Raw genomic sequence first — 12,007 nt, forward strand, 5'->3', positions numbered from 1 at the left:
CGTGCCCCGAGCACGCCGGCCCCACGGCGGAACAGAAGAGTCGGTTAGAGTCCCGAACGTGACTTATTCGGACGCGGACATTTCCAGCAAGGTCGGCATCGAGGACGGTGTACTGCGCATCGTCGTCGCCACCGAGGCAGGCGGTGCCTCGCTCGACCTCGAAGGCATCGCCGACGGCACCTCGGCCCTCCGCTCCGTCAACGCCGGTACGACCGCAATCGGAAGCGTCCTGCTCATCGGACGGGGACCCAATTTCTGCGCCGGCGGCAATGTACGCGATTTCGCTGGTGCGGCCGATCGCAGTGCCTTCGTCGGTTCCGTCGCAGACACGTTCCATGCTTTCGTTCGTGAACTCGCAACAGTCAGCGTCCCGATCGTCGCCGGTGTACACGGCTGGGCCGCCGGTGCAGGCATGAGCCTGGTCTGTCTCACCGATATCGCCATCGGCGGACCGTCCACCAAGCTGCGCCCCGCGTACCCCTCGATCGGATTCACTCCGGACGGAGGAATGTCGTGGACGCTGCCCCGCATCGTCGGTTCGGGCCGCGCGATGGACATTCTGCTGAACGACTCGATCATCAACGGCGAGGAGGCAGTTCGTCTCGGGATTCTCAGCCGCCTCGTGGGCGACGACATCGTGGACAGCGAGGCCGAGCGCCTGGCTCGAACCCTCGCCAACGGGCCGACATCAGCGTACAAGGGAATCAAATCGCTGCTACAGGCGTCCGAATCCGCAACTCTGACAGAGCATTTGGATGCCGAAGCCGCATCGATTTCGGCGGCCGCATCCTCGCCGGCCGGACGAGAAGGCGTCGACGCGTTCGTGGAGAAGCGTCGTCCCGACTTCTCCTGATCCGATCACGGCAACGTCCAGTCGATCGGCTCGTCTCCCCCCTCGACCAACAACTCGTTGACTCGACTGAAGGGCTTGGACCCGAAGAACCCGCGTGACGCGGACAGCGGTGACGGGTGCGCAGATTCGATGTACGGCACAGATCCGAGCATCGGCTTCAGAGTCGCAGCGTCGCGTCCCCACAGAATCGCGACGAGACCCGGCGCGTCGGGATTCTCGGCTCGCGCGACGAGAGCCCGAATAGCCTGCTCCGTCACCGCTTCCCACCCCTTCTTCCGGTGCGATGCGGCCTGCGAAGGTTCGACGGTGAGCACCCTGTTGAGCAGCATCACGCCACGGTCCGACCACGGTGTGAGATCTCCGTTGCTGGGCGTGGGTAACCCCAGGTCGTCGGAGTACTCCTTGAAGATGTTGCTCAAGCTGCGCGGCACGGGCTTTACTTCCGGTGCGACGGAAAAGCTCAGTCCCACTGCATGTCCCGGTGTCGGATACGGATCCTGACCGACGATGAGGACCCGGACACGGTCGAAGGGATAGCGAAACGCGCGCAGAACGTTCTCTCCCGCAGGCAGGTAGTGCCGACCGGCGGCAAGCTCTTCCCGCAGAAAGTCGCCCATCGCGGCAACATTCGACTCGACGGGCGAAAGAGCATCCGCCCACCCCGATTCGACGCTCTCGGCGAGCGGCCGGGGCGTCATCGGTCGATCCGGCGCAGCGCGCCACGGTAGTACGCGGCATTGGCCGAGTACATCTGTACGTTGATGTCCACATGCCCTTCGGGGACCTGGTACCCCTCCCGGATCTTCGCGGGAACACCGAGCGCCATGGAACGTTCGGGAACGACGAACTTGAACGGCACCACTGCTCCCGCCCCGACGATCGAACCCGCCCCGATCTTCGAGCCGTTCAGCACCACCGAGCCCGAGGCGATGAGGCAGTTGTCTCCGATGACCGCACCTTCGACGTGTGCATTGTGCCCGAGTACGCATCCGGAGCCGATCACCGTCGCGTCGATCGGTGTGCAGTGCACCACGGTCCCGTCCTGGACGTTGGTCCCCGCGCCGATGGTGATGGTGCCGTAATCCGCCCGCAGAACTGCGGTGGGCCACACGGACGATCCGGCCGCGAGGGTCACCGCTCCGATGACGACCGCGTCGGGGTGGACGTAGGCGTCGGGATGAATGTCGGGTTCACGATCACCGAGTGCGTAGATAGCCATCTCAGCAACTTAGCCGACTCGATCGGACGTCGGCCGCGTTCACTCGCTCTCGAAGCTCGTCCACCCCGATCTACCCGAATGAACGCGTCCGTCGACCGTCACCCGACTCGCCCGGTCGTCAACGACGTGCTCGACACGGCCGATCACCGTCCATTCCGCCGGAACGGCACTGTGATCGCCGAACGTTCCTACGAGAGCATGGTCCTCACCGCCCGTGAGTACCCAATCCAGCGGATCGACTCCCATTACCGTTGCTGCCGAACGCAATTCGACTGGAATTTCCAACAGCTCGGGATCGATGTCCATTCGGACGTTCGACGCATCGGCTATGTGGCCCAGATCGGACAGCAATCCATCGGAGACGTCGGTGAGTGACGTCGCGCCGGCCTCGGCGGCCCCGACCCCGGCGCGGTACGGCGGGACGGGAACTCGGTGTGCGTCGAGCACAGCGTCGTGGCCCGTTCTGTCCGTGTCCGCAAGCAGTAGAGCCAGTCCGGCGGCCGACCAGCCGAGCCGCCCCGCGTAAGCGATCACGTCACCGACACGCGCGCCCGATCGCAGCACCGGCGCCCTGCCCTGCAGATCACCGAGGGCGGTGACCGAGATCACCAGCTCTGGTGACTGCACCACATCGCCACCGACGATGGCCGATCCCGCGGCCACCGCCTCGAGCCACATGCCCTCGTTGAGGCCGTCGGTCACACGCACCGGCGTATCGGCCGGGCATCCGAGAGAGACGAGAAAACCCGAGCACCGAGCGCCCATCGCGGCGATGTCCGCGCCGTTCTGCGCGATCGCCTTGCGGCCGATCTGCACCGGACTGGACCAGTCCAGCCGAAAATGCCTGCCGTGCACCAACATATCCGTCGATGCCGCGATTCTTCCGTCGGGCGCGGCGACGACGGCCGCGTCGTCACCGGGCCCGACGATGGTCGACGGAGGTTGCACGCGGTCTGCGACGGCGCGGGAGATCACCTCGAACTCGCCGAGCTGCGCGACGGTGGGTTCGGTGTCTGCGGCCGACTCGGTGCCGGGGTCGTCGATGATGTTCCTCCTCGAGAACGCGGTGCGTGCGCGACGGACTCGCGCGGAGCGCGTGGCCCGCCTGCGGTACCTTTCAGAGGCGGCCGGGACAGCTCCGACGCTGCAGGTTACGTGCACAGAGAACGTAGTCGACCCAACTTACAGTCGAGAAGTCCGGCAGGGAAAGGGACCACCGATGGTGCAAGCATTCGTTCTCGTTCAGACCGAGGTGGGCCGCGCGAGGGCCGTCGCGCAGCAGATCGAGGCCGTCGACGGAGTGGTCTCCGCGGAGGCCGTCGTCGGACCCTACGACGTCATCGTGCGCGCCGACGGTGCATCCGACGCCGAGGTCGCCGAGATCGTCTCCCGCATCCAGAAGGTGGACGCCATCACTCGGACTCTCACCTGTCCGGTCGCTCCGCAGCCGACCGCATCGGTCGGATAGCTCGTGAGCTCGACCGACGCAGGCAACGACGCCCACGACGACAACACCGACGGCAAGACCGACACCGACGGCACCCGCGAACAACGACACCCCGCCGTGATAGCCACCGCGATCGCGTTGCCGGTTGCGCTGGTGGTCGGAGTTCTGGTCGCCGCGATTGCGGTGAACCGTTCGCCGGTCCACGATCCGGTCGCGTTGGGCCCGGTCGACTCCCCGGACGCCACGAGTGCGCAATGTGCGTCGTTGCTCGACGCCCTGCCCGAGGACCTGGGCGACTACACCGCAGCCGAGCTGGCCGACCCTGCGCCTGCCGGGGTTCGCGCGTGGGTCTCGGCCGAGGAGAACGCCGAGCCGGTCGTGCTGCGCTGCGGCCTGACCCGTCCGGTCGGGTTCGACGTGGCTGCGCCGCTTCAGGTCATCGACGGCGTCCAATGGTTCGAAGTGTCCGGGGAGGACGACGGAATCGACGCCAGCACATGGTTCGTCGTCGATCGAGGTGTCTACATCGCCCTGACCATTCCGGGTGATTCCGGTCCGACGCCCCTGCAGGATGCGTCATCGGCAGTGTCGAACGCACTACCCCAGCAAGCCCTCGATCCGGCTCCGTTGCAGTAGCGGACGGAACTAGCGCAACCCCGTCCCGCGGGCGAGCGCAGTGTCGATCAGGGTGGTGATCAGCGTCGGGTAGTCGACACCGGATTCCGCCCACATCTTGGGGTACATCGAGATGGAGGTGAATCCGGGCATCGTGTTGATCTCGTTGATGACCGGGCCGTCTTCGGTGACGAAGAAGTCCACTCGCGCCAGCCCCTGACAGTCCAGCGCCCGGAAAGCGGCAACGGCGAGTTCGCGGATGCGGTCGCTGGTCGCATCGTCGAGAGCAGCCGGGATGTCGAACTCGCTGACATCGTCGAGGTACTTGGTGTCGAAGTCGTAGAACGCGTGATCGTCGACCTCCGCATCCGGAATGCGGATTTCGGCAATGGCGCTCGCGCGCACGGTTCCGTCCGGAAATTCGAGGACCCCGCACTCGACCTCACGGCCGTGGATCATTCCTTCGACGATCACTTTGGGGTCGTGTTCACGCGCGACGGCTATCGCGGCGTCCAATTGATCCCAACCGGTGATCCGGGAGATACCGATCGACGATCCGCCTCTGGCCGGTTTGACGAACGCGGGCAACCCGATCCGGTCCCGCTCGACTGTGGTGAGGTTGTCGGCACCGCGGCGAAGTACGACCTGGCGACCGATCGGAAGCCCTTCGGCACCGAGCAGTTTCTTGGTGAATTCCTTGTCCATTCCGGCCGCGCTGGCCAACACCCCTGGCCCGACGTACGGGACGCCCGCCAACTCGAGCAGGCCCTGCAGCGTTCCATCCTCGCCGTACGGCCCGTGCAGTACCGGGAACACCACGTCGACAGATGTGAAGACCGTTGCGCCGTCTCCCTCGCCGAGAGCGATCAGCGCACCGGCGTGGCCCGGGTCGGTACTGAGGGTCAGTGCCGCACCGGCCTTGTCCACGGTGGGCAGCACCCGGTCGTGAATCGTCAGTGCACCGGCATCGGAGGAGCCGAGAACCCAGGCACCGTCCGGGGTGATGCCCACCGGGACCACCTCGTACTTGGCCGGATCGAGATTCTGCAGCACGCTACCTGCCGATACACAGGACACGGCGTGCTCGCTGCTGCGGCCACCGAAGACGACGGCGACTTTGATGCGGGGAGTACTCACGATGAGAAACCGTACCGTCGCTACCCGCTCGGCGCGGATTCGCCCTGTCGGTCGCGAGCGCGCGAACTTTGCCTCACTCGGGCTTGATACGTCGTCCCAACAGGTGACCGACCGCGTCCGGAACGGACATGCCCCCGTGACACACCCGGTGCACCGCATCGGTCAGCGGCATCTCCACGTCGTAGCTCTCGGCTAGCGCACGCACCGACGTGCAGGACTTCACACCCTCGGCAACCTGTCCGTGCGCTGCTTCCTGCGCGCTTTCGAGGGAACCACCCGAACCGAGGCGCTCACCGAACGTGCGGTTGCGCGAGAGGGGCGACGAACACGTGGCGACGAGGTCGCCTACGCCGGCCAGACCGGACAACGTCGACGGCTTGGCACCGAGTGCTACGCCGAGTCGGATGATCTCGGCCAAACCCCTGGTCATGATCGATGCGAGTGTGTTCTCTCCGTATCCGACGCCACTGGCCATCCCGCACGCGAGGGCGATGACGTTCTTGCAGGCTCCACCGATCTCGGCCCCGATGACATCGGAGTTCGTGTACGGCCGGAAGTAACCGGTGGCGCAGGACTTCTGGATCTCGAGGGCACGCTGGGAGTCCGAGCATGCGATGACGGTCGCGGCAGGCTGCCCCTCGGCGATCGGGCGCGCAAGGTTGGGCCCGGACAGACACGCCACCCGACTCGGATCTGCTCCGGTGACCTGAGCGATCACCTGGCTCATGCGCATGAGCGTGCCGGTCTCGATTCCCTTGGCCAACGACAGCAGTGTTGCGTGCGGCGGGATCGAGTCGGTCCACTCCCCCAGGTTGGCCCGCAGACTCTGCGACGGCACGGCCAACACCACGATGTCGGCTCCGTCGAGAGCACGAGCGGGATCGCTCGATGCGTGAATCGACGAGGGCAGCTCGATCCCCGGAAGGTAGTCCTTGTTCTCGTGGCCGTCGGTGATGGATGCAGCGAGCTCGTCACGGCGGGCCCACATCGTGACGTCGGTCCCGGCATCGGCCAGCACTTTGGCGAATGCCGTTCCCCACGACCCCGAACCCATCACCGCTGCTCTGCTCATGCCGCCAACCCCTCACCTGCTTGCCGATGCCCTCGTTCTTCGCGCGGCATCACCCTAACTCGCACACCGGCTCGGGCGGTCGGAGTCGGCACAGATCCGCGACGCTGGCAGGATCGAGCACCATGGGTGCACACCGATTCGACGACGGCGACCGAGTGGCCGCGTCGTCCGACCCTGCCCGCCGCGTTGTCGCCGTCCTCATCGCGGTGAAGGATCTCGCGGCGGCGAAGTCGCGGTTGGCGGCGGACTTCTCGGGTTCCGAGCGAACAAGTTTGGTGCTCGCGATGCTCAGCGACACCGTGGCCGCCGCAGACGCCGTATCGGTGGTGGATTCGGTCACGGTGGTCACCCCTGATCCCCTCGTCGCAGAGACCGCCCGCAGAATCGGCGCGCGAGTGTTCGACGAGCCGGTCGGCGATCCCGCACAGCCACCGGACGCACGTCTCAACCACGCGTTCGCGTCCGCGGCGGCCGTGTTGCGACGCGCAGAGGTCGTCGGCCGGCGACGAGAGCACGATGACGACGCCCGGATCGACATCATTGCGCTGCAAGCCGACCTCCCGGCCATGCGTCCCGCCGAACTCGCTCAGGCATACGCTGTTGCGCCTCGCGGAGGCCGATCACTGGTGGTCGATCACCACGGCACCGGTACCGCCGCGTTGATCCTCAAGGACTCCCCCGGCGAGCTCGCACCACTGTTCGGGGTGGATTCCGCACGCCGCCATGCCGAGTCAGGCGCACAGAAGCTCGACGGCACCTGGCCGGGTCTGCGGCTCGACGTCGACACTGCGGTGGACGTCCGCAGTGCACACCGGCTCGGGGTCGGACCCGCAACGGCTGCCGTCCTGCGCGCGCTCGGTTGGAGTGACGACGCATCGGCGACAACTGCGTGACCGAGTTTCGCCCATCGGAGTTTCACCCACGCCGGGTATGAGGGATGATCGTCCGGTGAGCAGAGACGACGCGCAGCCGGCCAACGAAGATCCGTCGAGGGAGACTGGGGAAGGCACCGGTTCGGAGCCGGTCTGGAGCGCTCCGATCGCAGCGACGATGCCGAGCATCCCCTCCGCGCTACCGGCCGCCACACCGGAGTCGGTGGACATCACCACCGTGCTCCCCGAAAATCGCTATCTCAATCGGGAATTGAGCTGGCTCGACTTCAATTCACGTGTCCTCGCTCTGGCGGAGGACTCGTCGCTCCCCCTGCTGGAACGGGCAAAGTTTCTCGCGATCTACGCGTCGAACCTCGACGAGTTCTACATGGTTCGAGTGGCCGGTCTCAAACGTCGCGACGAAACCGGTCTTTCGGTTCGATCCGCGGACGGTATGACTCCGCGCGAACAGCTCGCGGTGATCGGCCAGCGAACCCAGGAGCTCGCGCTCAAACATGCGCGAGTACTGCTGGATTCGATTCTGCCGGAGCTCACCGCAGAAGGCATCGCGATCATCCGGTGGTCGGATCTGGACAGCGACGAACGTGCCCGGCTCTCGGACTACTTCACCGAACAGGTCTTCCCAGTGCTCACACCACTGGCCGTCGACCCCGCTCACCCGTTCCCCTACATCAGCGGCCTGAGCCTCAATCTCGCTGTGACGGTTAAGGATTACTCCACAACCGGTGAGCATTTCGCTCGCGTGAAGGTCCCCGACAACGTCGATCGCTTCGTGCGGGTCAAGCGCGGCGAAGGCTCGCACCGCATCGACGCGTTTCTGTCGATGGAGGAGTTGATCTCGGCGCACCTCGACGTACTCTTCCCCGGCATGCAGGTCGTCGAGTCTCACGCGTTCCGCATCACGCGCAACGCCGATTTCGAGGTCGAGGAAGACCGCGACGAGGATCTGCTTCAGGCGCTCGAGCGCGAGCTGGCCCGTAGGCGTTTCGGCTCACCGGTCCGCCTCGAGATCGCCGACGACATGACCGAGCACATGCTCGAATTGCTGCTGCGTGAACTCGATGTCGACCCCGGCGACGTCATCCAGGTACCCGGACTGCTCGATCTGTCGTGCCTGTGGCAGGTCTACAGCGTCGACCGTCCCAATCTGAAGGACGCACCCTTCGTTCCGGCGACCCACCCGGCGTTCGGCGAGCGCGAGACCCCCAAGAGCGTCTTCTCGACGCTGCGCGACGGCGATGTCCTGGTGCATCATCCGTACGATTCGTTCTCCACCAGCGTCCAACGCTTCATCGAGCAGGCAGCGGCCGACCCGCAGGTGCTCGCCATCAAGCAGACGTTGTATCGCACGTCGGGAGATTCCCCGATCGTCAATGCGCTCGTCGATGCAGCCGGTGCGGGCAAACAGGTGGTTGCACTGGTCGAGATCAAGGCACGTTTCGACGAGCAGGCCAACATCGAATGGGCGCGCAAGCTGGAAAAGGCAGGCGTGCACGTGGTGTACGGGCTCGTCGGCCTCAAGACGCACTGCAAGACCTGTCTCGTGGTGCGCCGAGAGGGGTCGGTCATTCGCCGGTACTGCCACATCGGAACCGGTAACTACAACCCCAAGACAGCGCGCATCTACGAGGACGTCGGTTTGTTCACGTCGTCCCCGGAGATCGGTGCCGACCTCACCGATCTGTTCAACTCGCTCACCGGATACTCACGAAAGTCCAAGTACCGCAACCTACTCGTGGCACCGTACGGAGTGCGCCGCGGCATCGTCGAACGCATCGAGGCCGAGGTCGAACACCTCAAGCAGGGACGTGCGGCGGGGATTCGTCTCAAGGCGAACGCGTTGGTCGACGAGCAGGTCATCGATGCGCTCTACCGCGCGTCCATCGCAGGCGTTCCGGTCAAGGTGGTGGTTCGCGGTATCTGCGCGCTCAAGCCGGGAGTTCCAGGACTGTCGGAGAACATCGAGGTTCGCTCCATCCTGGGCAGGTTCCTCGAGCACTCGCGAGTTCTGCATTTTCAGGGTGCGGACGAGTTCTGGATCGGCAGTGCGGACATGATGCACCGCAACCTCGATCGCCGAGTCGAGGTGATGGCTCAGGTCAAGGACACACGACTGGCGAACCAGCTGAGCGAGATCTTCGATTCCGCCCTCGATCCCACCACGCGCTGTTGGGAGTTGGGACCGGACGGCGGCTGGGTCGCTTCACCCGCGCAGGGTGAGACAGTCCGTGAGCATCAGGTGGAGTTGATGCGTAGCCGGAGGAATCAGGCGTCCTGATGGGAACCTCCGATGGCTCCCCTCGCGCCAACATTTTTGCGGCCGGCTCTGTTCTGTGGCGACGATCTCCGCGCAGCGACGGTTCCGTCGAGATCGCGTTGGTACACAGGCCGAAGTACGACGACTGGTCGTTCCCCAAGGGAAAGCTCGATCCCGGTGAGACCGCTGTCGATGCGGCAGTCCGAGAAGTCAAGGAAGAGACCGGATTCGACTCGCGACTGGGGCGGTCACTGTCCTACGTCACGTACCCGATCCCGGGCCACCGTCGGATGAAGAAGGTCCTCTACTGGGCGGCGGAGGCAACCGGCGGCGAGTTCGTCCCCAACGAAGAGGTGGACGAGGTGCGCTGGATAGCACCCGCAGACATCGGCCGCGAACTCTCGTATCCCATGGACCACAAGATTCTTCGCCGGTTCGTGGCGAAACCTGCCGACACCTCGACGGTTCTGTTGGTCCGTCACGGTAGCGCCGGCTCGCGCTCGCGGTACAAGGGCAACGACGTGGATCGCCCGCTCGACAAGACCGGACGACGTCAGGCCGAGTCACTGGTCTCGCTGCTTCGGGCATTCGGGGGCGACGCGGTGTACGCGGCCGACCGTGCCCGGTGTGTTCAGACGGTCGCTCCGTTCGCAGAATCGTTGGGAGCGGAGATCGTCCCGGAGCACCTGCTGTCCGAGGAGGGGTATGCCGATGACCCGCGCAAGGGGCGTCATCGCGCTCGCGACATAGCCGAACTGCCCGGCACGCCCGTTGTCTGCAGCCAGGGCAAGGTGATCCCCGACCTGATGCGCTGGTGGGCCGAAAAGGACGGAATCACGTTGCCAGCCAACAGGAATCGAAAAGGCAGCGTGTGGGTGCTCTCGCGTCACGACGGCAGGCTCGTTGCGGCCGACCACATTGCCAGCCCCCTACCCACCCTCATTTCCGGCACCTAGGGGACGCAACACGAACGACAATAAGGCCCCCGACTCGGATATCGAATCGGGGGCCTTACTTGCGTTCGTGCGAGAGGTGAAGCCTGCGGGCTCTACTTCTTCGCTGCGCGCTTTGCGGGAGCCTTCTTGGCCGGAGCCTTCTTCGCTGGAGCCTTCTTGGCTACGGTCTTCTTGGCTGCCGTCTTGGCCGGAGCCTTCTTGGCGGGTGCAGCCGTCGTGGCAGCCTTACGAGCAGTTGTCTTGGCCGGAGCCTTCTTTGCAACTGTCTTGCGCGCGGTGGTCTTCGCGGGAGCTGCCTTCTTGGCGGCGGTCTTCGCGGGAGCTGCCTTCTTGGCGGCGGTCTTCGCGGGAGCTGCCTTCTTGGCAGCAGCGGTGGTTGCCTTGCGGGCGGTCGTCTTCACGGCTGCCTTCTTCGCAGCCGTCTTCTTTGCCGCCGCAGTCTTCTTGGCCGGAGCCGCTGCGGAACCGCGCTTGACGGCGGGACCGGTGGCAGGCAACTTCTGTCCGCCTGCGATGACTGCCTTGAACTGCGCACCCGGACGGAACGCCGGAACGTTGGTCGGCTTGACGCGAACGGTCTCGCCGGTGCGGGGGTTGCGCGCGACACGCGCTGCGCGACGACGCTGCTCGAACACGCCGAAGCCTGTGATCGTGACACTCTCGCCGCGGTGCACTGCACGCACGATGGTGTCGACGATGTTCTCGACAGCCTCTGTGGCGCTCCGCCTGTCAGACCCCAACTTCTCGGTCAGGGCGTCGATCAGCTCTGCCTTGTTCATGGAATTTCCTCCGCTATATGGTGGCCCATCGTCGGACCGACTACTACAACGGTAAACCCCAAGTCGTCAAGAGTCTATGCGCCACGCCAATTTTCATTTTGGTGTCGCGGAATGATTCACGGCCGCATAGCGTGTCGGACCCCCACCCGGTCAGCTTTCGGTCGGGGTCTCGATCCGCGCTGGGAGCGTCAGGGGTTTGTATGAAGGCCTTGACTTTTCATACTCCGCAATGGCCTCTACCTGGCGTAATGTCAATCCGATGTCGTCCAGACCTTCCAGCAGACGCCACCGGGTGTAGTCGTCAATCGCGAAGCGCACCACCAAAGTTCCAGCCGTTACGGTCTTGTCGACGAGGTCGACAATTATTTCCAGACCGGGCTGTTCTTCTAAGGCTTTCCACAGCAATTCGACGTCCGACTGTTCCACTTCGGCCGCCAGCAGCCCGGCTTTGCCCGAGTTCCCACGGAAGATATCGGCGAATCGGGACGCGATCACAACCCTGAAACCGAAGTCCGACAGCGCCCAGACGGCATGTTCGCGTGACGATCCCGTACCGAAATCGGGTCCGGCTACGAGTACCGAGCCCCGGTTGTACGGCTCGAGATTCAGGATGAAGTCCGGATCCGAGCGCCACGCGGCGAACAACCCGTCCTCGAATCCGGTGCGCGTCACCCGCTTGAGGTAGACCGCGGGGATTATCTGATCGGTGTCGACGTTGGACCGCCGAAGCGGAACTCCGATACCGGTGTGCCGGGTGAAAGCTTCCATCGAATTGTCTC

At 64.9% G+C, this 12,007-nt stretch carries 13 protein-coding genes; 6 read left to right on the plus strand and 7 right to left on the minus strand.

The genetic code is table 11. The annotated features are described in order from the left end of the window. The first annotated feature begins 58 nt into the window (after positions 1 to 58). Complete coding sequence (locus tag CH305_RS24260; RefSeq protein ID WP_094705078.1) at positions 59 to 853, plus strand: enoyl-CoA hydratase/isomerase family protein; 795 nt, start codon at positions 59 to 61, stop codon at positions 851 to 853. A 5-nt stretch (positions 854 to 858) separates the two neighbouring features. Here CH305_RS24260 and CH305_RS24265 read toward each other — a convergent pair whose 3' ends face one another. Genes CH305_RS24265 through CH305_RS24275 form a run of 3 tightly spaced genes read right to left on the minus strand, consistent with a single transcriptional unit; the run spans position 859 to position 3,119 of the window. After that, on the minus strand, positions 859 to 1,551 hold the full coding sequence (locus CH305_RS24265; RefSeq protein ID WP_094618669.1) for a uracil-DNA glycosylase: 693 nt from the start codon (positions 1,549 to 1,551) through the stop codon (positions 859 to 861). Then, positions 1,548 to 2,072, minus strand: coding sequence for a gamma carbonic anhydrase family protein (locus CH305_RS24270; RefSeq protein ID WP_094705080.1), 525 nt, complete (start codon positions 2,070 to 2,072; stop codon positions 1,548 to 1,550). The genes CH305_RS24265 and CH305_RS24270 overlap by 4 nt, the downstream gene beginning before the upstream one ends. A gap of 39 nt (positions 2,073 to 2,111) precedes the next feature. Further along, positions 2,112 to 3,119, minus strand: a complete 1,008-nt coding sequence (locus CH305_RS24275) for a thiamine-phosphate kinase (protein ID WP_094705318.1) — start codon at positions 3,117 to 3,119, stop codon at positions 2,112 to 2,114. Positions 3,120 to 3,291: 172 nt separating this feature from the next. Here CH305_RS24275 and CH305_RS24280 point away from each other — a divergent pair, with 172 nt between their 5' ends. Continuing rightward, entirely contained in the window at positions 3,292 to 3,540 is a 249-nt protein-coding gene (locus tag CH305_RS24280; RefSeq protein ID WP_032377015.1) for an Lrp/AsnC ligand binding domain-containing protein, read from the plus strand. 3 nt (positions 3,541 to 3,543) lie between these two features. After that, complete coding sequence (locus tag CH305_RS24285; RefSeq protein ID WP_032377014.1) at positions 3,544 to 4,155, plus strand: DUF3515 domain-containing protein; 612 nt, start codon at positions 3,544 to 3,546, stop codon at positions 4,153 to 4,155. A gap of 9 nt (positions 4,156 to 4,164) precedes the next feature. Here CH305_RS24285 and CH305_RS24290 read toward each other — a convergent pair whose 3' ends face one another. Together CH305_RS24290 and CH305_RS24295 are read right to left on the minus strand one after the other, a co-directional pair. Beyond that, positions 4,165 to 5,271 carry a D-alanine--D-alanine ligase family protein gene (locus tag CH305_RS24290; protein ID WP_032403163.1) on the minus strand — a complete coding sequence of 369 codons (1,107 nt, stop codon included), beginning with the start codon at positions 5,269 to 5,271 and terminating at the stop codon, positions 4,165 to 4,167. A gap of 73 nt (positions 5,272 to 5,344) precedes the next feature. Beyond that, complete coding sequence (locus CH305_RS24295) at positions 5,345 to 6,343, minus strand: NAD(P)H-dependent glycerol-3-phosphate dehydrogenase (protein ID WP_032403162.1); 999 nt, start codon at positions 6,341 to 6,343, stop codon at positions 5,345 to 5,347. A 122-nt stretch (positions 6,344 to 6,465) separates the two neighbouring features. On the opposite strand from CH305_RS24295, the gene cofC reads away from it, so the two are divergent. The 3 genes from cofC (at position 6,466) to CH305_RS24310 (ending at position 10,449) form a co-directional block, all read left to right on the plus strand. After that, positions 6,466 to 7,236, plus strand: a complete 771-nt coding sequence (gene cofC / locus CH305_RS24300) for a 2-phospho-L-lactate guanylyltransferase (RefSeq protein ID WP_094705082.1) — start codon at positions 6,466 to 6,468, stop codon at positions 7,234 to 7,236. A 157-nt stretch (positions 7,237 to 7,393) separates the two neighbouring features. Beyond that, positions 7,394 to 9,514, plus strand: coding sequence for an RNA degradosome polyphosphate kinase (locus tag CH305_RS24305; protein ID WP_230592509.1), 2,121 nt, complete (start codon positions 7,394 to 7,396; stop codon positions 9,512 to 9,514). Further along, positions 9,514 to 10,449, plus strand: a complete 936-nt coding sequence (locus tag CH305_RS24310) for an NUDIX hydrolase (RefSeq protein ID WP_037155617.1) — start codon at positions 9,514 to 9,516, stop codon at positions 10,447 to 10,449. The genes CH305_RS24305 and CH305_RS24310 overlap by 1 nt, the downstream gene beginning before the upstream one ends. Positions 10,450 to 10,541: 92 nt before the next feature. On the opposite strand, the gene CH305_RS24315 is transcribed toward CH305_RS24310, so the two are convergent. Both CH305_RS24315 and leuD read right to left on the minus strand, forming a co-directional pair. Then, positions 10,542 to 11,228 carry an HU family DNA-binding protein gene (locus CH305_RS24315; protein ID WP_032377009.1) on the minus strand — a complete coding sequence of 229 codons (687 nt, stop codon included), beginning with the start codon at positions 11,226 to 11,228 and terminating at the stop codon, positions 10,542 to 10,544. A gap of 150 nt (positions 11,229 to 11,378) precedes the next feature. After that, on the minus strand, positions 11,379 to 11,996 hold the full coding sequence (gene leuD / locus CH305_RS24320) for a 3-isopropylmalate dehydratase small subunit (protein ID WP_037155620.1): 618 nt from the start codon (positions 11,994 to 11,996) through the stop codon (positions 11,379 to 11,381). Between the last annotated feature and the right edge of the window lie 11 nt (positions 11,997 to 12,007).

The organism is Rhodococcus sp. 15-649-2-2 (assembly GCF_002258645.1).
Classification (GTDB): Bacteria; Actinomycetota; Actinomycetes; order Mycobacteriales; family Mycobacteriaceae; genus Rhodococcoides.

What these genes read in the sequence shown, in the direction of transcription:
- CH305_RS24265 (WP_094618669.1), bottom strand. Translation starts at nt 1,551, where the DNA reads ATGACGCCCCGGCCGCTCGCCGAGAGCGTCGAATCGGGGTGGGCGGAT.
- CH305_RS24270 (WP_094705080.1), bottom strand. Translation starts at nt 2,072, where the DNA reads ATGGCTATCTACGCACTCGGTGATCGTGAACCCGACATTCATCCCGAC.
- CH305_RS24280 (WP_032377015.1), top strand. Translation starts at nt 3,292, where the DNA reads ATGGTGCAAGCATTCGTTCTCGTTCAGACCGAGGTGGGCCGCGCGAGG.
- CH305_RS24295 (WP_032403162.1), bottom strand. Translation starts at nt 6,343, where the DNA reads ATGAGCAGAGCAGCGGTGATGGGTTCGGGGTCGTGGGGAACGGCATTC.
- cofC (WP_094705082.1), top strand. Translation starts at nt 6,466, where the DNA reads ATGGGTGCACACCGATTCGACGACGGCGACCGAGTGGCCGCGTCGTCC.
- CH305_RS24305 (WP_230592509.1), top strand. Translation starts at nt 7,394, where the DNA reads ATGCCGAGCATCCCCTCCGCGCTACCGGCCGCCACACCGGAGTCGGTG.
- CH305_RS24310 (WP_037155617.1), top strand. Translation starts at nt 9,514, where the DNA reads ATGGGAACCTCCGATGGCTCCCCTCGCGCCAACATTTTTGCGGCCGGC.
- CH305_RS24315 (WP_032377009.1), bottom strand. Translation starts at nt 11,228, where the DNA reads ATGAACAAGGCAGAGCTGATCGACGCCCTGACCGAGAAGTTGGGGTCT.
- leuD (WP_037155620.1), bottom strand. Translation starts at nt 11,996, where the DNA reads ATGGAAGCTTTCACCCGGCACACCGGTATCGGAGTTCCGCTTCGGCGG.